Here is an 18,504-nt window from a genome sequence, read left to right as displayed (position 1 = left end):
TTACACCGCTTTCGCGGGCAAGCCCGCTCCTACAGGGATTCGTGTGGATCAGAACTTCTCCAATTGCTGAATCGCATCATCAGTAACGCCGGTAACAACCCACACGTAACAACGCGGTAACACATGCAATTGACTTCCCGGGTTCTCCTCACGACTATAGGCGTCCCGCTGCCGCCAACGCGGCGCTAAAGGGCGCAATCCAGGCCTTACAAGCACCACGAAAGAAGGTGCGCCTGTATAAATGACGAATCACGCGCGTTACTCGCAGTAGTTTCCATAGCGCCTGTAATGAGGATTTTTTCATGCCAGCCATCACCCTGACCACGCTCCAGAGCCTCAAGCAGAAAGGTGAAAAGATCACCATGCTGACCTGCTATGACGCGACCTTCGCCCATGCCTGCAATGAGGCAGGGGTTGAAGTGCTGCTGGTGGGCGACTCCCTCGGCATGGTCTTGCAAGGTCACGACAGCACCCTGCCAGTGACCACCGCTGAAATGGCCTACCACGTGGCGGCCGTCAAACGTGGCAACGCCGATGCCCTGATCCTCGCCGACCTGCCCTTCATGGCCTACGCCACCCTCGAACAAACCATGACCAACAGCGCCCTGTTGATGCAGGCCGGCGCCCATATGGTCAAAGTTGAAGGCGCTTTGTGGCTCGCGGACTCGATCCGTCTGCTGGCCGAACGTGGCATCCCGGTGTGCGCGCACATGGGGCTGACACCACAATCGGTCAACATCCTCGGCGGCTATAAAGTCCAAGGCCGCAACGAGAACCAGGCACGGCAAATGCGTGCCGACGCGATTTCTCTGGAGGAGGCCGGCGCGGCCATGCTGCTGCTCGAATGCGTGCCCAGCGAACTGGCCGAAGAAATTTCCCAGGCGGTGACGATCCCGGTGATCGGCATCGGTGCCGGCAATGGCACCGACGGTCAGGTACTGGTCCTGCATGACATGCTTGGCTTGTCCATTACCGGCCGCGTACCAAAATTCGTGAAGAACTTCATGATTGATCAAACCAGCATTCAAGCCGCCTTGAGCGCTTACGTCACTGAAGTCAAAGCGGCGACTTTCCCTGGCATTGAACACGGATTCTCTGCATGAACACCGTAAAAACCGTACGCGAACTGCGGGCCGCCGTGGCCCGCGCCCGTAACGAAGGCAAGCGCATCGGCTTCGTACCGACCATGGGTAACCTGCACAGCGGGCATGTCGCACTGATTACCAAAGCCACCCAACGGGTGGATTTCGTGGTCGCAAGCATTTTCGTCAACCCGCTGCAATTCGGCGCCGGCGAAGACCTCGACAAATATCCGCGAACCCTGGCCGCCGATCAGGAGAAGTTGCTTCAGGCCGGTTGCCATCTGCTGTTCGCACCGACCGTCGAAGAAATGTACCCCGACGGCATGGCCGGTCAGACCCGCGTCAGCGTTCCGCAACTCTCCGAAGGCCTGTGCGGCGCCAGCCGTCCGGGGCATTTTGAAGGGGTGGCGACTGTCGTCAGCAAGCTGTTCAACATGGTCCAGCCGGATTTGGCGATCTTCGGCCAGAAAGACTTCCAGCAACTGGCGGTGATTCGTGCCCTGGTGCATGACCTGAACATGCCGATCCAGATCATCGGCGAACCTACCGTGCGTGCGGCCGATGGCCTGGCGCTGTCGTCGCGCAATGGGTTCCTCAGCGAAGAACAACGGGCCATCGCGCCAGAGGTCTATCGCACCCTGACCCGGATCAGCGACGCGATCAAACAGGGCGAGCGCGATTACCCGACGTTGATCAACGAGCAGATCAGACAGCTTGAAGCCGCTGGCCTGCGTGTGGATTATCTGGAAATTCGCCATGCGCTGACCTTGCGTCCGGCGACGGTGGAAGATCGGGATCTGGTGATTCTGGTGGCGGCGTTCCTGGGCACGACGCGGTTGATCGACAACCTGCATCTGAATCTCGACGCGCCCGCATAAACACCACCAAACCCTGTGGGAGCGAGCCTGCTCGCGATAGCAATCTTACAGTCGACATCAATGTTGAATGTGATGGCCTAATCGCGAGCAGGCTCGCTCCCACATTGGATCTGCGTCTGTTTCCAGACTGTATTGCCGCCCACAAAGCCTTCGGGCAAACTGCCCGCCGTTCGATTCCGACCTGGGGAAACACTCATGCACGCCATCATGCTCAAGGCCAAGCTGCATCGCGCCGAAGTCACCCATGCTGTACTCGATTACGAAGGTTCCTGCGCCATCGACGGCGAATGGCTGGACCTGTCCGGCATCCGTGAGTACGAACAGATCCAGATCTACAACATCGACAACGGCGAACGCTTTACCACCTACGCAATTCGTGGCGAAGAAGGTTCGCGCATGATTTCGGTCAATGGTGCCGCAGCGCACAAGGCCAAGGTCGGCGATCGTGTGATCATCTGCGCTTACGCCCACTACAGCGAAGCCGAACTGCTCAACTTCAAGCCACGCATGCTCTACATGGCGCCGGGTAACGAACTGAGCCACACCAGCAATGCCATTCCGGTTCAGGTCGCCTGATCGAACCGCTCCCCCTTTCAGCCTTCCGTTTGTCGGACCGTTCCCGGTTAAATGTTAAAAAAGTACCGGGAGCAGGTCAGACAAAGTCAAGACAGATTGCAGCGCGAGGTTTACTGTATTCGCCCTGCGCCAGAAAATCGTGTCGACGCAGTTGACCGGACGCTCACCCACAGCGCTCCGGGATTTTTAGTGTTCAAAAGGCCGTTCAAGTAAAAGGAAAACCGCAGCGATGGCGTATTACCGCACTCCTCACGACGTTACCGCTCTGCCCGCTTGGCAAGCGCTGAATGACCACCGCCAAGCCATGCAGGATTTCAGCATGCGCGAAGCCTTTAATGCCGATCCGCAGCGCTTTACTCAATTCACCCTCAGCAGCTGCGGCCTGTTTCTCGACTACTCGAAAAACCTGATCAATGCCGAGACCCGCAATCTGCTGGTGGGCCTGGCCAACGAAGTCGATCTCCAAGGCGCGATCAAAGCGCTGTTCAGTGGCGAAATCGTCAACTCTTCCGAAGGCCGTCCGGCCCTGCACACCGCACTGCGCCGCCCGGTGGGCGACAAGCTGTCGGTCAACGGCGTCAACGTGATGCCCGATGTGCACAAGGTGTTGAACCAGATCACCGATCTCGTGGGCCGCATCCACGATGGTCTGTGGCGCGGGTACACCGAGAAGCCGATCACTGACGTGGTGAACATCGGCATCGGTGGCTCGTTCCTCGGCCCTGAGCTGGTGTCCGAAGCACTGCTGTCCTACGCCCAGAAAGGCGTGCGCTGCCATTACCTGGCGAACATCGACGGCAGTGAATTCCATGAACTGACCATGAAGCTGCGCGCCGAGACCACGCTGTTCATCGTCTCGTCGAAATCCTTCAACACCCTCGAAACCCTGAAAAACGCCCAGGCTGCACGCGCCTGGTACCTGGCTCAGGGTGGTTCGGAAGCCGAGCTGTACCGTCACTTTATCGCCGTTTCCAGCAACAACGCGGCAGCGGTGGCGTTCGGTATTCGCGAAGAAAACATCTTCCCTATGTGGGACTGGGTCGGCGGGCGTTACTCGCTGTGGTCGGCTATCGGTTTGCCGATTGCCCTGGCCATCGGCATGTCGAACTTCAAGGAGCTGCTGTCCGGTGCTTACACCATGGACCAGCATTTCCAGAGCGCACCATTCGAACAGAACATGCCGGTGCTGCTGGCGTTGCTCGGCGTCTGGTACGGCAACTTCTGGGGCGCGCAAAGCCACGCGATCCTGCCGTACGACCACTACCTGCGCAACATCACCAAACACTTGCAACAGCTGGACATGGAATCCAACGGCAAGAGCGTGCGTCAGGACGGCACGCCAGTGTCCACGGATACCGGCCCGGTGATCTGGGGCGGCGTCGGCTGCAACGGTCAGCACGCTTACCACCAGTTGCTGCACCAAGGCACCCAGCTGATTCCGGCGGACTTTATCGTGCCGATCGTCAGCTTCAATCCAGTGGCCGACCACCACCAGTGGCTGTACGCCAACTGCCTGTCGCAAAGCCAGGCGCTGATGCTCGGCAAGACCCGTGTCGAGGCCGAAGCCGAGCTGCGTGACAAGGGCATGAGCGAGGACGAAGTGCAGAAGCTGGCGGCGCACAAGGTGATCCCGGGCAACCGTCCGAGCAACACCTTGGTGGTCGAGCGCATCAGCCCGCGTCGTCTTGGCGCATTGGTGGCGCTGTACGAACATAAAGTCTTCGTGCAAAGCGTGGTCTGGGGCATCAACGCCTTCGATCAGTGGGGTGTGGAGCTTGGTAAAGAGCTGGGCAAAGGCGTCTACAACCGCCTGGTCGGCAGCGAAGAAACCCCCGCCGACGATGCTTCCACCCAAGGCCTGATCAACTACTTCCGCGGTCGTCACCGCGGGTGATTTGACGCCATTCCTACGGGGCGTACTAACCTTGTAGGAGCTGGCTTGCCAGCTCCTACGAGGGTCGCGCAGCTCCCCTCTTGTCGCAAAACAAGAAGAAGGAACCGTCATGTTCGATATCAGCACGTTCCCCAAAGCCGATGCCGTCCGCCGGGCTGCACAGTTAAGTCAAGACGACTATCAACGCCTGTACCGCCAATCCATCGAACACCCCAGCACCTTCTGGGCCGAACAGGCCACCCGCTTTCTCGACTGGAGCGCGCCTTGGCAGACTGTCCAGCGTTATGACTTGAAAACCGGCGAGGCAAGCTGGTTCGCCGGCGGGAAATTAAACGTCAGTTATAACTGCATCGACCGTCACCTGGAAAAACGCGGCGAGCAAATCGCGATTATCTGGGAAGGCGATGACCCCGCCGAATCCGCCCAGATCACCTACAAAAAACTCCATCACAACGTCTGTCGACTGGCCAACGTGCTCAAAAGCCGTGGCGTGAAGAAAGGCGACCGCGTGTGCATCTACATGCCGATGATTCCCGAAGCTGCCTACGCCATGCTCGCCTGCGCGCGGATCGGCGCGATTCATTCGGTGGTGTTCGGTGGATTCTCCCCGGACTCGTTGCGTGACCGGATCCTCGACGCCGATTGCCGCACCGTGATCACTGCCGACGAAGGCGTGCGCGGCGGTAAATTCGTGCCGCTCAAACAGAACGTCGACACGGCGCTGCAAAGCTGCCCGGACGTGAACACCGTGATCGTGGTCGAGCACACCCAAAACCAGGTCAACTGGGTCGACGACCGGGACATCTGGTACCACCAGGCTTTGCGCGATGTCAGCGACGACTGCCCGCCAGAGCCGATGGACGCCGAAGACCCGCTGTTTATCCTCTACACCTCTGGCAGTACAGGCAAACCCAAAGGCGTGCTGCACACCACCGGCGGCTATTTGCTGCAAGCGGCAATGACTTTCAAGTACGTGCTCGATTATCGCGACGGTGAAGTCTTCTGGTGCACCGCCGATGTCGGCTGGGTCACCGGCCATAGCTACATCGTCTACGGGCCGCTGGCCAATGGGGCGACCACGCTGATCTTCGAAGGCGTGCCGAGCTACCCCAGCACTTCGCGCTTCTGGCAGGTGATCGACAAGCACCACGTGAACATCTTCTACACCGCGCCAACCGCCCTGCGCGCGCTGATGCGTGAAGGCCCCGAGCCGTTGAAGGAAACGTCCCGCGAGAGCCTGCGATTACTCGGCACCGTCGGTGAGCCGATTAACCCGGAAGCCTGGGAATGGTATTTCAATACGGTCGGCGAGCAGCGTTGCCCGATTGTCGATACCTGGTGGCAGACCGAAACCGGCGGCATCATGCTCAGCCCGCTGGTCAGCACCCAACGGCTCAAACCCGGTTGCGCCACCCAACCGATGTTCGGCGTGCAACCGGTACTGCTCGATGAACACGGCAAGGAAATCAAAGGCGCCGGCAGCGGCATACTGGCCATCAAGTCCAGCTGGCCGGCGCAGATTCGCAGCGTCTACGGCGACCCGAAACGGATGATCGAAACCTACTTCAAGCCCTACCCCGGCTATTACTTCACCGGCGATGGCGCACGCCGTGACGAGGATGGCGACTACTGGATCACCGGGCGCATCGACGACGTGATCAACGTCTCCGGGCATCGCATTGGCACCGCCGAAGTGGAGAGCGCGCTGGTGCTGCACGACAGCATCGCCGAAGCCGCCGTGGTCGGTTATCCCCACGATGTCAAAGGCCAGGGCATCTATGCCTTCGTCACGCCCATGAATGGCACCGAACCCAATGACGAATTGAAGAAACAATTGCTGGCGCATGTCAGCAAGGAAATCGGCAGCTTCGCCAAACCGGACTTGATCCAGTGGGCTCCGGCCCTGCCGAAAACCCGTTCGGGCAAGATCATGCGACGCATTCTGCGCAAGATCGCCTGCAACGAACTGGACAGCCTGGGCGATACCTCGACCCTCGCCGACCCGAGCGTGGTGCAAGGACTGATCGATCAGCGGCTGAACCAATGAGCCCGTGTTGTGCATTGGCCATCACATCCCTGTAGGAGCGAGCGGTGCGGCGATCCGACTTGCCCGCGAAGACGGCGGCACAGTCAACATTAATGTCGCCTGACACACCGCTTTCGCGGGCAAGCCTCGCTCCTACAGGTACAGGCACAGGTTCTTCATCGTTCAAGCTGTTAAACTCCCGCGCCCCCAATTCCCTCCTGCAAGGCGCCCAGCATGTCTTCCTTGAATCAGGCGCTGTGCGCCGCCCTCGATCGTCGCCAGGACCTGCTCGCCGAGCTGCATCAGCAAGGCACCGATTGCTATCGCCTGTTCCACGGCAGCCAGGAAGGCGCCGGCGGCCTGACCATCGACCGCTATGGCCCGCAACTGTTGGTGCAGAGTTTTCATCAGGCACTGGAGCGTGACGCTCTGCTGCAGTTGCACGAGATCGTCAATCAACAGCTGGGCCTCGACACCCTGCTGGTCTACAACGACCGTTCCCGCGGCAACTCGCGCATCGACCGCGAAGACACCGTCTACCGCGCCGACGAAGCTGCCCTGCAAGATTTGATCGGCCACGAATGGGGACTGAACTACCGGGTTCGCGGGCGCCACGCCGGCCAGGACCCGTTGCTGTTTCTTGATCTGCGCAACGCTCGCGGCTGGGTCAAGGCGCACAGCAAAAACAAAAGTGTGCTGAACCTGTTTGCCTATACCTGTGGCGTTGGCCTCAGCGCCGCGGCCGGTAGTGCGAGCGAGGTGTGCAACCTGGACTTTGCCGAGGGCAATCTGGCGGTCGGTCGTGAGAACGGTCTGCTCAACCCGCAATTGCCGACGATGGAGTTCATCCAGTCCGATTATTTCCCGGCGATCCGCCAACTGGCCGGCCTGCCGATCAGCCAGCGTCGCGGTCAGAAACTGCCGAGCTATCAACGTCTGGAGCCGCGTCAGTACGATTTGGTGCTGCTTGATCCTCCGGCCTGGGCCAAGAGCGCTTTCGGCACCGTTGACCTATTGCGTGACTATCAGAGCCTGCTCAAACCGGCGCTGCTGACCACTGCCGACGACGGCGTGCTGATCTGCTGCAACAACCTGGCGAAGGTCGGCATGGACGATTGGCGCGAGCAGGTTTTGCGCTGCGCAGAGAAAGCCGGGCGCCCGGTGCGTGAGTGGACAACGCTGACACCGGGCAGCGATTTCCCGTCGATGGATCAACAGCCGCCGCTGAAAACGCTGATCCTGCAGCTCTGAAAATCCGCACCGATAATCAGATAAATCCTATAAAGCGTGGTTGCTTCGGAACCGCAAACGCATGCCATACTCCAAGGCACTCCGATTCCGACAGTTGAAGCCGCACATGCCCAAAGGATTGATTCGCGCTATCGGCGCCTTGTTGACTGCCCTGGCTCTTTACAGCCTGCTGGGGTTTCTGATTCTGCCGGGTATCGCGTTGCGGATTGCCAACCAACAATTGGCCAACTACGCCACGACGCCCGCTACGATTCAGCGGATCGAACTCAACCCCTTCAGCCTTGAAGTCACCCTTTGGGGCCTGGTCGTCGGCGAGCCGGGCAAGGAGCAAGTAGGCTTCGAACGTCTGTACGCCAACCTGCAGATCGACAGCCTCTGGACCAAGGCGCTGCACTTGTCCGATATCGAACTGGACAAACCCAAGACCGAAATTCTCTTCGGCAAGGACGGCAAACTCAACCTGCTCGGGCTGTTTAACATCCCCGCCAGCGAACCGACCCCGGTCGATCCGGACGCCAAACCATTCCCGCTGCGCGTAGAGCGGATCAAACTGGCCGGTGGCTCCGTACATTTCCAGGATGCACGGCCCAGCGAACCCATCGAATTCCTCTACGACAAACTCGATTTCGAACTGAAAAACCTCAGCACCTTGCCCGAAGACAGCGCCGACATGACGTTGGTCGCCATCGGTCCGGCAGGTGGACAGATCGACTGGACCGGTAATTTCAGCCTGATCCCGATCGCCTCCGAAGGTAAGCTGAAAATCACCGATGGCAAGATGAAATCCTTTTGGCCCTATGTGCGCGATGCTGTGCCACTCGTGCTCGAAGATGGCGTCGTCAGCCTCAGCACCGATTACAAACTCAACCTGGCCAAGGAAACCGAACTGCTGCTGAGCAATGTCGCGGTCAGCGTCGCGCCTTTCGCCATCAAGGCTCCGGACGGTCGACCGCTGGCGAAGCTCCAGCGGCTGGACATCAGCGAAACCACCGTGGATCTGGCCAAACAGCAAGTGGTGGTCGGCAAGATTCGCAGCCAGAAACTGGAAACCTGGGCCGCCCTCGAAACCGACGGGCAACTCGATTGGCAAAAGCTGTTCGCCAGCCAACCGTCCAAACCGACCGCCAAGGCCAATGCCGAGCCGATCAGCACACCCGCGGCTGCCGATTCGCCGAAGCCTGAACCGACCACGCCGAGCAAGCCCTGGCAGGTGCTGCTCAAAGATGTGCAACTGCGCGATTACCAGGTGCATCTGGCCGACCGCAAGGCACAACCCGCCGTGGCGCTTGAGGTGGGCCCGCTGAACCTGGACCTGCAAAATTTCGATAGCCTCAATGGCTCACCTTTCAATCTCAAGCTCGACACCGGCGTGGGCAAGCAAGGCAAGATCACCGCGGATGGCGTGGTCAATCTGGCCCCGATCAGCGCCAAACTGAACGTGCAGACCAAGGACATCGACCTGCGCGTCGCCCAGTCCTACATCAACCCGTTCATTCGTCTCGAACTGCGCAGCGGCATGCTGGGCAGTGATCTGGCGGTCGACCTGAAAAGCACCGAACCGCTGGCGTTCAGCGTCACCGGCCGCGCTCAGGTCGATCAACTGCATACCCTCGACACCCTGAAAACCCGCGACTTCCTCAAGTGGCAACAGTTGGTGCTCGAAGGCCTGAACTATCAGCATGGCGACAGCCTGTCGATCGACAAGGTCAACCTGTTCCAGCCCTATGCACGCTTCATGATCAACGATGATCGCACCACCAACGTCGATGACCTGTTGATCCCGCAACCGGCCGACTCCGGCGCCACAACCGCCGCTACTGCCAAACCGCCAGCCGGAAAAGAAAAACCGCTGGGCATCCACATTGGCGGCATTGCCATCAATGACGGCTCGGCAAACTTCGCCGACTTCAGCCTGACCCCGAACTTCGCCACAGCTGTTCAACAGCTCAACGGGAAGATCGGCACCATCGACAGCCGGCAGGCGAAACCGGCCAGCGTTGACGTCAAAGGCAAGGTCGACCGCTATGCGCCGGTGACCATCAAGGGTTCGGTCAATCCATTCGACCCGATGGCCAGCCTGGACATCGCCACCAGTTTCAAACGGGTTGAACTGACGACCTTGACGCCCTACTCCGGCAAGTTCGCCGGCTACCGTATCCGCAAGGGCCGGCTCAATCTCGACCTGCATTACAAGATCACCAACGGCCAGCTCCTGGCCGAAAACAAAGTGGTGGTCGAGCAATTGCAACTGGGTGAAAAGGTCGACAGCCCGGACGCGGTGAGCCTGCCGCTGAAACTGGCGATTGCCTTGCTCAAGGATGTCGACGGCAAGATTTCCATCGAGCTGCCGGTAAGCGGCGACCTGAACAACCCGCAATTCAGTGTCATGCCTATTATCTGGCAGACCCTGCGCAACCTGATCGTGAAAGCCGCCGCAGCGCCATTCAAAATGATTGGCGGGCTGGTCAGCGGCGGTGGTTCGGAAGACTTGGGCACCGTGGCATTTGCACCGGGTTCAAGCGACCTGAGCAAAGACGCTGAAACAGCGCTGGTCAAACTGTCCCAAGCGCTCAAGGAACGTCCGGCCCTGCGCCTGGAAATCGAAGGCACTGCCGCCAAGAGCAGCGATGGCCCGCTGATTGCCGAGCAACGCCTGGAGCGGGAATACCAGTACAACTACTACAAAATGCTCCAGCGTCGCGGTGACAAGGTGCCGGCCCAGGCCTCATTGCTGCAAGTGCCGGACAACGAGAAAGGCCCGCTGCTTGAAGGAATCTACCGCACACGTCTCAAGACTCAGCCGCCCGCCGAATGGAAGGACTTGGGCAAGGAAGAACGCAGTAAAAAAATGCGTGAAGGCGTGATCGCGTTCTGGAGTTCCAGCGAGGTGCTGTTGCGTCAACTGGGGCAAGAACGGGCCAGCAGTATCAAGGATTATCTGGTGGACAAGGGTCAGTTGGCCGATGACCGCGTGTACTTCATCGACGCCAGCCTCGGTGAGGCAGAAAGCGATGGCCGCGTTATCACGCCCATGCATCTGGATGCCGAGTGATGGGCACACGCTGGCTTATGAGCCTGGCCCTGGTGCTGGCTGCCGGCCAGGCAGCAGCGGCCGATACCTTGCGCTGCGGCAGTCAATTGATCAGCGTGGGGGACAGGTCCGGCGAAGTGCTGCAAAAATGCGGAGAGCCCGTTGCCCGCGACTTGTTGGGCTACAAGCGCAGCGCCAATCGGCGGGAAGAGTTTGCGGTCGAGGAATGGACCTACGGGCCTAACAGCGGGATGTACCAGTACCTGCGCTTTGAAGGGAATCGCTTGGTTCGAATCACCAGCAAGCGCGGCAACTGAGCCCACAATCGGCTCGCTCCCACATCTATGGTTACGGCAGTGCAAATAGAACAGGCCCCGACACAAATGTCGGGGCCTGTAATGGCTACATCCTTGTGGCCTTGCGCGTGAACTCTGAAAAAAGCGGCAGACGTATGACTCGGCCCGTCTACCGCATCTTCTCCCGGTCGAGGCGAGAAGCCTTGTTTTACTCGGATTTCAGGCCGTCAGCGGACACCGCTTTGACACCTTTGATGTTCTTGGCGATAGCCACGGCGGTTGTTTTCTGAGCGTCTGTCAGAACGGTCATGGAAGACAGGGAAACAACGCCTTTGTTGGTTTCGACTTTGATATCGGTGCCCGGGATGCCTTTTTCGGTCACCAGGTCTGCTTTGACTTTGGTGGTGATCCAGGTATCGGAAACATCCTCTTTCGCTTCAGTGACTTCACCGGCGGCCAGCATCATGGGTGCCTGAGTCGCTTGAGTGGTCTGTGCAAATGCAGCGGTGGCCATGGTCAGGGTCAGAGCGGTAGCAGTAGCGGCAGCAATAGCGAACGTCTTCATACGAGTAACTCCTGTATTTCTGGAAAGTCTGCTTCGAGTCTTGTCAGCAGGGTTACCAGAGAGAGTGCGAACGTTGTGCCAATGGCTCGATAAAAAATAAATATCTATAAATCAATAACTTAACAAAAAATGCAATTTTCGAAATCATGCAAATTGCATGACTACGAAATTATCTACATGCAACTTGCGGGTTTTAACGCAGGCCTAAGGCCATGAATTGTCGGGGGTTTCTCGATTATCTGAATCGCCCCAAAAACAGCGAACAAAAAAATGCCCCGCGTCTTTAAACGCGGGGGCATTTGGCAGGATGACAATGGATCAGCCTGCAGCGGCAGCAGCAGCGCCGGTGCAGCCTTTAGGCGCGTATTCCTGCTCAACTGTCGTGGCGCAAGTCCAGCCGCCAGTAAGTGAGCGCGTAAGCGTAATGGTTTTGCCGAGCACCGGCCCCGGTGCGTTGAGAATCGTGCAGCCAATAGTGCCCGCACCGTCAGCGGCAGTACCCGCTACCGCAACCGTGCAATTACCTGTGGTCAAAGTACCGCCGGTATTAGCGAGTGAGGGGTTAGTGCCTTGATTGATGATGTCTTCGAAAGGCACCTTCAATGCCGAAATTTCTGCAACCGCAGCGGTAACCTTCGCCCGCGCTTGGTACTTCGAATACTGCGGCAACGCAAACGTCGCCAGAATCCCGATGATCGCCACCACGATCAGCAGTTCGATCAGGGTAAAACCATTTTGATTTTTCATAGACAGGCTCCATGCATGAGTCGAAATCTCATGATCTAAACAAGGCACAGCACAGGTCATGCCAAACCGCACGCGCCCCTGCCTGTGGGGCACGAGATCGCGGCAAAGATCTTTCCTACTCCCAGGATCCGCACTATCTGACACTTTTTGTCACCTCACCCCGGCTGGTTTGGTTCCACTGCTTGACTAGGCTATAAGTCATTCAATGCCTGCTTCCGGAACTCCAATGAATGACATCGCCCTTAGCGGTCTGGCCAAGCAATTGGTACTGGCCGAGCTGATCACCGACCAAAGTGCGCAACAGGCGTATCAGCAAGCCCAACGCAATCGAATTTCGCTGGTCAGCTATCTGGTGCAAAACAAACTGCTAAAAAGCTGGCAGGTCGCCGAAGTAGCCTCGGAGCATTTCGGCATAGCCCTGCTGGACCTCAACTGCCTGGACAAGGACACCCAACCCCGAGGGTTGGTCAGCGAGAAGCTGGTCCGTCAGCACCACGCCCTGCCCCTCTGGCGGCGTGGTAACAGACTGTTCGTGGGGATTTCCGACCCGACCAACCATCAAGCCATCAACGACATCCAGTTCAGCACCGGGCTGAGCACCGAAGCCATCCTGGTGGAGGAAGACAAGCTCAGCGACGCCATTGAAAAGTTCTTCGACAACCACTCCACCGGTCTGGAAGACATGGCCGATGTCGACCTCGACGGGGTGGACATCGAGTCGGTCGATGAGCAGAAACAGGATGCCCTTGTGGGGCAAGATGCCGATGATGCCCCCGTGGTGCGCTTCGTCCACAAGATGCTGCTCGACGCGATCAAGAGCGGCTCTTCCGACCTGCATTTCGAGCCCTACGAAAAAATCTACCGCGTGCGGATGCGCACCGATGGCATGCTGCGGGAAGTCGCCAGGCCACCGACGCAACTGGCCAATCGCATTGCTTCACGACTGAAAGTCATGGCCAGTCTCGACATCTCCGAACGGCGCAAACCCCAGGACGGGCGAATCAAGATGCGCCTGTCCAAAAGCAAGTCCATCGACTTCCGGGTCAACACCCTGCCGACCCTGTGGGGCGAGAAAGTGGTAATCCGGATCCTCGATCCGTCCAGTGCCCAAATGGGCATCGATGCCCTCGGCTACGAGCCCGACCAGAAAGACCTGTACATGGCCGCCCTCAAGCAGCCACAAGGGATGATCCTGGTGACCGGCCCCACCGGCTCGGGCAAGACCGTGTCGCTCTATACCGGGCTGAACATCCTCAACACCGTCGACATCAATATTTCCACTGCCGAAGACCCGGTAGAAATCAACATCGAAGGCATTAACCAGGTCAACGTCAATCCCAGGCAGGGACTGGATTTCGCCCAGGCGCTGCGCTCGTTTCTGCGTCAGGACCCGGACGTGATCATGGTCGGCGAAATCCGCGACCTCGAAACCGCCGAGATTGCCATCAAGGCCGCCCAGACCGGGCACATGGTCCTTTCCACCCTGCACACCAACAGCGCCGCGCAAACCCTGACCCGTCTGCACAATATGGGGATTCAGGGGTTCAACATCGCGACTTCGGTCAGCCTGATCATCGCCCAGCGCCTGGCGCGCAAACTGTGCAGCCATTGCAAAAAGCCCATCGAGATTCCCCGCGAGGCGTTACTCAAGGAAGGTTTTCCCGAGGAACGCATCGGCTCGTTCACGATCTATGAACCGGTCGGTTGCGATCAGTGCAACAACGGTTACAAAGGGCGAGTAGGGATTTATGAAGTGGTAAAGAACACCCCAGACCTGCAACGGCTGATCATGGCCGAAGGCAACTCACTGGAAATCGACATCCAGATGCGTAAGGACGGTTTCAACGACCTGCGTACTTCGGGCCTGCTCAAGGCCATGCAAGGCATCACCAGCCTTGAAGAAATCAACCGGGTCACGAAGGACTGAACATGGCGGTCAAAGCAGCGAAAATCAGCGTATATGCCTGGGAAGGCACAGACAAAAAAGGCACAAGAATGACCGGCGAGTTGACCGGCCAGAATCCCGCGCTGATCAAGGCGCAGTTACGCAAGCAAGGCATCAATCCGGGCAAGGTGCGGAAAAAAACCGCGTCCATTTTCCGTGCCGGCAAACGCATCAAGGCTCTGGACATTGCCCTGTTTACCCGGCAGATGGCGACCATGATGAAAGCCGGCGTACCGCTGCTGCAATCGTTCGACATTATCGGCGAGGGCTTCGATAACCCGAACATGCGCAAGCTGGTCGACGAGGTGAAACAGGAAGTCGCGGCCGGCAACAGCTTCGCCGCCGCCCTGCGCAAAAAGCCCCAGTATTTCGATGAGTTGTACTGCAACCTAGTGGACGCCGGCGAGCAGGCCGGAGCCCTGGATACCCTGCTGGAACGGGTGGCGACCTACAAGGAAAAGAGCGAAAGCCTCAAGGCCAAGATCAAGAAAGCCATGACCTACCCGTTGGCGGTGGTGTGCGTCGCGATCATTGTGACCGGGATTTTGCTGGTCAAGGTTGTGCCGCAGTTCGAGTCGGTGTTCTCGGGGTTTGGCGCCGAGCTGCCGGCGTTCACCGTGATGGTCATTGGCTTGTCGGAGTTTTTGCAGGACTGGTGGTGGATGGTGCTCGGCGTGCTGGGTGCGGCGATCTTCGGCGTTCGCCATGCCTTTAAAAAATCCCCGGGCTTTCGCGACCGAACGGACACCTGGCTGCTGAAACTGCCGTTGGTTGGGGCGCTCATGTACAAGTCCGCCGTGGCCCGTTTCGCCCGCACGCTGTCGACGACGTTCGCCGCCGGGGTGCCATTGGTCGAAGCCCTGGATTCAGTCGCGGGAGCGACCGGCAATATCGTGTTCAAGCGAGCGGTATTACGCATCAAGCAGGACGTTTCAACCGGTATGCAGCTGAATTTTTCCATGCGCACCTCCGGTATCTTTCCGACCATGGCCATCCAGATGACGGCCATTGGCGAAGAGTCCGGCGCGCTGGACGACATGCTCGACAAGGTCGCGAGCTTCTATGAGGACGAAGTGGATAACATGGTCGATAACCTGACCAGTCTGATGGAACCGTTCATCATGGTGGTGCTGGGGGTTATCGTCGGCGGCCTGGTGGTGGCGATGTACCTGCCTATTTTCCAACTCGGCTCAGCGATCTGATATGTCCTTGAACGAATTTCTGAGTCTTAATCCGCTGACCTTCGTGATCACTGCATGGGTGATCGGCTTGCTGATCGGCAGTTTTCTCAACGTGGTGGTCTGGCGCCTGCCGAAAATGCTTGAGCGTGAATGGCGCTTGCAGGCCCATGACGTCCTGGATTTGCCACCCGAAGCCCCCGGCCCGGTTTACAACCTGATACTGCCTCACTCCGAGTGCCCTCACTGTGGCCATCGGATTCGAGCGTGGGAAAACATTCCCGTGCTCAGTTATCTGTTTTTACGTGGGCGATGCTCAAGCTGCGCGACGCCGATCAGCAAACGTTACCCACTGACCGAACTGGCCTGTGGCGTGCTGTCGGCATTCGTTGCCTGGCATTTCGGTTTCGGCTGGCAGGCCTGCATGGTACTGGTCCTGAGCTGGGGCCTGTTGGCAATGAGCCTGATCGACGCCGAACACCAACTGTTGCCGGACGTGCTGGTACTGCCGTTGATATGGCTGGGGTTGATCGTTAACAGTTTCGGGCTCTTCGTCTCGCTGCATGACGCGTTTTGGGGCGCGGTGGCCGGCTACATGGCGCTGTGGACGGTGTTCTGGCTGTTCAAACTGATCACCGGCAAGGACGGCATCGGCTACGGTGACTTCAAGCTGCTGGCGATGCTCGGCGCTTGGGGTGGCTGGCAAATCCTGCCGCTGACCATCCTGCTGTCATCGCTGCTGGGCGCCATCATCGGGGTGATTTTGCTGCGCCTGCGGGACGCGAAAACCTCGACGCCGCTGCCCTTTGGCCCCTATCTGGCCATTGCCGGCTGGATTGCCTTGCTCTGGGGTGGTCAAATAACCGGCTTCTATTGGCAGTTTGTCGGTTTGAAATGAATACCCCTGTGGAAAAACCCTGGATTCTCGGCCTGACCGGCGGCATCGGCAGCGGCAAAAGCGCGGCAGCCCAGCACTTCATCGACTTGGGCGTGCATGTGGTCGATGCCGATCATGCGGCTCGCTGGGTGGTCGAACCCGGTCGCCCGGCACTGGCGAAGATCGCCGAGCACTTTGGCCCCGGCGTGCTGCAAGCCGACGGCCAACTGAATCGCGCGGCGCTGCGCAAGCTGATCTTCGAAGTGCCGGATGAACGCCGCTGGCTCGAAGCGCTGCTACATCCGCTGATCGCCGAAGAAATCGCCCACCATCTGGCCAAGGCACAATCGTCTTATGCGATTCTGGTTTCGCCGCTGCTGATCGAGTCCGGGCAGTACGCCATGACCCAACGGGTCCTGGTGATCGATGCCCCGGAACAGTTACAGATCGAACGCACCCTGCAGCGTGACCAGACCAGCGAGCAGCAGGTCCAGGCGATCCTCAAGGCCCAATCCAGCCGACAGGACCGCGTGAGCCATGCCGACGATGTGGTGGTCAACGACCGCGACCTCGCCTGGCTGCACAGCGAGGTCGAACGCCTGCATCATTTTTACCTTACTTTGCGTGGAGGCCAGTCATGAGCCAAACCCCAACCGTCGATTGCCCAACCTGTGGCGCCCCTGTCGAATGGAGCCCCGAGAACAAGTTCCGGCCATTCTGTTCAGACCGTTGCAAACTGATCGACCTGGGCGCCTGGGCGTCGGAAGAACACAAGATTCCGGTGACCCCCGATGCCGAGGACGAATTGTTCAGCGGCGACTTCGACCCGCGTCATTGATTCCGACCCTCAGGGCCGCATAAAGCCATAGTCCTGGCCCTCGTCGAGGTTTTCGGCGAGAAACCGCAACTCATCGGCCAGGTCTTCTATATTGCGTACCGCCTTGCTCTGCTGCACCACCGCACTGAGCAAGGCGCGCAGGCTCAACCCCGGATCGAACCCCACCTCTTGCGCCACATCCAGACTCTGACGCAACTCCTGCCGGGCCCACTCATACACACTCATGCCATTGCTCCTGAAGGTTTTCCAGAGCATGGATTCGGCAACGTTTTTTGGATTTGATATGAATCAAGATTTGGGGTCGTCGTCTTTCCAGGGCGCCGAAAGATAACGCGTGCGATTGAACGTCTCCAGCCATTCGGGGCAGAACACCACCAATGCGCTGACCACCATGCCGTTGATAAACGCTTCCGGAAAAATCAGCAGCCACAAGTAACCGACAAAATCTATCAGCCAATAGGGCATGGCGAAGCGTTCGTCGTACCACAGCAATGTGAGCGCCAGAATCAGGCACAACAGGGCCGATAACGCAGCGGCAAAAAAACCGGAACAGAAGATGTACACAAAGGGATTACGCGGCTGCGCGCGCTCGACCAGGATTGCGCAGCACTCGGTGATCAGCACCGGCAACAGAATCAGCAACGCGCCGTTAACCCCCATGGCCGCCATGTCCTGCCGTCCGAGCAGCACCAATCCAACTTGCGCGACCAACCCGCCGACAATCGCCAACGGCCAATCCAGCAGTAACGTCACTGCCGTCATGCCGATGAAGTGATAGGACACGCCCGTATCAAAGTCCCGTCGCACGAGCCAAAGCATGAACAGCGCGAACACCGTGCCGAACAACAGATGCTGACGGCGGCTATCGCTGAACAGTTCGACCCAGGGTGCTCTACAGACAGCCCAGATCAGTACCGGCGCGTAAATCAGCCACCCCACTGTGAGGCTTTGCGGTGACAGCAGTTCGGCGCCGATCATGGGCGTGCCTTTTCCGGTACTTGGGCCCACGCAAGCGTAAGACTGAGCAGCAACACTGTTCTATATTTCACGCGTCTCTCCCGTCGTGATAGCTCTCAGTCTATACCGGCGTTTCTGACTGGCCGAATCGCTGTTCTAGCCGCACACATCTTCGCGATTTTGAGGGTGTACATATCCGTTTCTGTGGTCACGGCGGCTATTGGTTCCGCTCTTACAGCCAGCCCTTTCAAGGTCTTCGTTTAGAATCCCCCCAAAACTCCAGTCAGGGTGACGAAAACGATGTGGGCAGAAGTTCTAGCGCGGTTTGAAAAAAAGGCACCGGCCAGTGTCATGGTCAAGTTG

General features: G+C 58.6%; 17 protein-coding genes. 13 read left to right on the top strand and 4 right to left on the bottom strand.

Features of this window, described 5'->3' with window-relative positions:
* Positions 1-302 precede the first annotated feature (302 nt).
* From panB to CKW20_RS28465, 8 genes are all read left to right on the top strand, one after another.
* Entirely contained in the window at positions 303-1,103 is an 801-nt protein-coding gene (gene panB, locus CKW20_RS28500; RefSeq protein ID WP_095055861.1) for a 3-methyl-2-oxobutanoate hydroxymethyltransferase, read from the top strand.
* Positions 1,100-1,960 carry a pantoate--beta-alanine ligase gene (gene panC, locus CKW20_RS28495; protein ID WP_095055860.1) on the top strand — a complete coding sequence of 287 codons (861 nt, stop codon included), beginning with the start codon at positions 1,100-1,102 and terminating at the stop codon, positions 1,958-1,960. Before panB ends, panC begins: the two co-directional genes overlap by 4 nt.
* A gap of 195 nt (positions 1,961-2,155) precedes the next feature.
* Positions 2,156-2,536: an aspartate 1-decarboxylase gene (gene panD, locus CKW20_RS28490; RefSeq protein WP_008153310.1), complete on the top strand. Its 381-nt coding sequence runs from the start codon at positions 2,156-2,158 to the stop codon at positions 2,534-2,536.
* Positions 2,537-2,765: 229 nt separating this feature from the next.
* Entirely contained in the window at positions 2,766-4,430 is a 1,665-nt protein-coding gene (gene pgi, locus CKW20_RS28485) for a glucose-6-phosphate isomerase (protein ID WP_095055859.1), read from the top strand.
* Between the two features lie 109 nt (positions 4,431-4,539).
* Positions 4,540-6,477: an acetate--CoA ligase gene (gene acs, locus CKW20_RS28480; protein WP_095055858.1), complete on the top strand. Its 1,938-nt coding sequence runs from the start codon at positions 4,540-4,542 to the stop codon at positions 6,475-6,477.
* Between the two features lie 213 nt (positions 6,478-6,690).
* Positions 6,691-7,707 carry a class I SAM-dependent rRNA methyltransferase gene (locus tag CKW20_RS28475; protein ID WP_095055857.1) on the top strand — a complete coding sequence of 339 codons (1,017 nt, stop codon included), beginning with the start codon at positions 6,691-6,693 and terminating at the stop codon, positions 7,705-7,707.
* 61 nt (positions 7,708-7,768) lie between these two features.
* A complete protein-coding gene (locus CKW20_RS28470) occupies positions 7,769-10,759 on the top strand; it encodes a DUF748 domain-containing protein (protein ID WP_176466972.1) in 2,991 nt (996 codons plus the stop codon).
* Complete coding sequence (locus CKW20_RS28465; protein WP_095055856.1) at positions 10,759-11,055, top strand: DUF2845 domain-containing protein; 297 nt, start codon at positions 10,759-10,761, stop codon at positions 11,053-11,055. Before CKW20_RS28470 ends, CKW20_RS28465 begins: the two co-directional genes overlap by 1 nt.
* A 187-nt stretch (positions 11,056-11,242) precedes the next feature.
* Here CKW20_RS28465 and CKW20_RS28460 read toward each other — a convergent pair whose 3' ends face one another.
* Positions 11,243-11,599 (bottom strand): BON domain-containing protein, encoded by a 357-nt coding sequence (locus CKW20_RS28460; protein ID WP_095055855.1) that lies wholly within the window; start codon positions 11,597-11,599, stop codon positions 11,243-11,245.
* 318 nt (positions 11,600-11,917) lie between these two features.
* A complete protein-coding gene (locus CKW20_RS28455) occupies positions 11,918-12,346 on the bottom strand; it encodes a pilin (RefSeq protein WP_095055854.1) in 429 nt (142 codons plus the stop codon).
* A gap of 226 nt (positions 12,347-12,572) precedes the next feature.
* Between CKW20_RS28455 and pilB the strand changes: the two genes are divergently transcribed.
* From pilB to yacG, 5 genes are read left to right on the top strand one after another with little or no spacing between them, the layout of a single operon-like run.
* Positions 12,573-14,273 (top strand): type IV-A pilus assembly ATPase PilB, encoded by a 1,701-nt coding sequence (gene pilB / locus CKW20_RS28450; protein ID WP_095055853.1) that lies wholly within the window; start codon positions 12,573-12,575, stop codon positions 14,271-14,273.
* A 2-nt stretch (positions 14,274-14,275) separates the two neighbouring features.
* Positions 14,276-15,493 carry a type II secretion system F family protein gene (locus CKW20_RS28445; RefSeq protein WP_095055852.1) on the top strand — a complete coding sequence of 406 codons (1,218 nt, stop codon included), beginning with the start codon at positions 14,276-14,278 and terminating at the stop codon, positions 15,491-15,493.
* A gap of 1 nt (position 15,494) precedes the next feature.
* Complete coding sequence (locus CKW20_RS28440) at positions 15,495-16,367, top strand: A24 family peptidase (protein ID WP_095055851.1); 873 nt, start codon at positions 15,495-15,497, stop codon at positions 16,365-16,367.
* The gene (coaE, locus tag CKW20_RS28435) at positions 16,364-16,987 is read left to right on the top strand and encodes a dephospho-CoA kinase (protein ID WP_095055850.1); all 624 of its coding nucleotides are present in this window, start codon (positions 16,364-16,366) and stop codon (positions 16,985-16,987) included. Before CKW20_RS28440 ends, coaE begins: the two co-directional genes overlap by 4 nt.
* Complete coding sequence (gene yacG / locus CKW20_RS28430) at positions 16,984-17,184, top strand: DNA gyrase inhibitor YacG (protein WP_095055849.1); 201 nt, start codon at positions 16,984-16,986, stop codon at positions 17,182-17,184. The genes coaE and yacG overlap by 4 nt, the downstream gene beginning before the upstream one ends.
* A 9-nt stretch (positions 17,185-17,193) precedes the next feature.
* Here yacG and CKW20_RS28425 read toward each other — a convergent pair whose 3' ends face one another.
* Both CKW20_RS28425 and CKW20_RS28420 read right to left on the bottom strand, forming a co-directional pair.
* Positions 17,194-17,409, bottom strand: coding sequence for a hypothetical protein (locus CKW20_RS28425; protein WP_007938959.1), 216 nt, complete (start codon positions 17,407-17,409; stop codon positions 17,194-17,196).
* A 63-nt stretch (positions 17,410-17,472) separates the two neighbouring features.
* Complete coding sequence (locus tag CKW20_RS28420) at positions 17,473-18,162, bottom strand: energy-coupling factor ABC transporter permease (protein ID WP_095055848.1); 690 nt, start codon at positions 18,160-18,162, stop codon at positions 17,473-17,475.
* Between the last annotated feature and the right edge of the window lie 342 nt (positions 18,163-18,504).

The organism is Pseudomonas sp. Irchel s3b2, assembly GCF_900187445.1.
GTDB lineage: Bacteria > Pseudomonadota > Gammaproteobacteria > Pseudomonadales > Pseudomonadaceae > Aquipseudomonas.
This window is presented reverse-complemented; position numbering and strand designations above follow the sequence as displayed.

Excerpts from the sequence above, each read along its gene's own strand:
- CKW20_RS28455 (WP_095055854.1), bottom strand. The coding sequence starts at position 12,346 with ATGAAAAATCAAAATGGTTTTACCCTGATCGAACTGCTGATCGTGGTG.
- acs (WP_095055858.1), top strand. The coding sequence starts at position 4,540 with ATGTTCGATATCAGCACGTTCCCCAAAGCCGATGCCGTCCGCCGGGCT.
- CKW20_RS28425 (WP_007938959.1), bottom strand. The coding sequence starts at position 17,409 with ATGAGTGTGTATGAGTGGGCCCGGCAGGAGTTGCGTCAGAGTCTGGAT.
- panC (WP_095055860.1), top strand. The coding sequence starts at position 1,100 with ATGAACACCGTAAAAACCGTACGCGAACTGCGGGCCGCCGTGGCCCGC.
- yacG (WP_095055849.1), top strand. The coding sequence starts at position 16,984 with ATGAGCCAAACCCCAACCGTCGATTGCCCAACCTGTGGCGCCCCTGTC.
- CKW20_RS28475 (WP_095055857.1), top strand. The coding sequence starts at position 6,691 with ATGTCTTCCTTGAATCAGGCGCTGTGCGCCGCCCTCGATCGTCGCCAG.
- CKW20_RS28420 (WP_095055848.1), bottom strand. The coding sequence starts at position 18,162 with ATGATCGGCGCCGAACTGCTGTCACCGCAAAGCCTCACAGTGGGGTGG.
- CKW20_RS28440 (WP_095055851.1), top strand. The coding sequence starts at position 15,495 with ATGTCCTTGAACGAATTTCTGAGTCTTAATCCGCTGACCTTCGTGATC.
- CKW20_RS28470 (WP_176466972.1), top strand. The coding sequence starts at position 7,769 with ATGCCATACTCCAAGGCACTCCGATTCCGACAGTTGAAGCCGCACATG.
- pilB (WP_095055853.1), top strand. The coding sequence starts at position 12,573 with ATGAATGACATCGCCCTTAGCGGTCTGGCCAAGCAATTGGTACTGGCC.
- CKW20_RS28465 (WP_095055856.1), top strand. The coding sequence starts at position 10,759 with ATGGGCACACGCTGGCTTATGAGCCTGGCCCTGGTGCTGGCTGCCGGC.
- panD (WP_008153310.1), top strand. The coding sequence starts at position 2,156 with ATGCACGCCATCATGCTCAAGGCCAAGCTGCATCGCGCCGAAGTCACC.
- CKW20_RS28445 (WP_095055852.1), top strand. The coding sequence starts at position 14,276 with ATGGCGGTCAAAGCAGCGAAAATCAGCGTATATGCCTGGGAAGGCACA.
- coaE (WP_095055850.1), top strand. The coding sequence starts at position 16,364 with ATGAATACCCCTGTGGAAAAACCCTGGATTCTCGGCCTGACCGGCGGC.
- pgi (WP_095055859.1), top strand. The coding sequence starts at position 2,766 with ATGGCGTATTACCGCACTCCTCACGACGTTACCGCTCTGCCCGCTTGG.
- CKW20_RS28460 (WP_095055855.1), bottom strand. The coding sequence starts at position 11,599 with ATGAAGACGTTCGCTATTGCTGCCGCTACTGCTACCGCTCTGACCCTG.
- panB (WP_095055861.1), top strand. The coding sequence starts at position 303 with ATGCCAGCCATCACCCTGACCACGCTCCAGAGCCTCAAGCAGAAAGGT.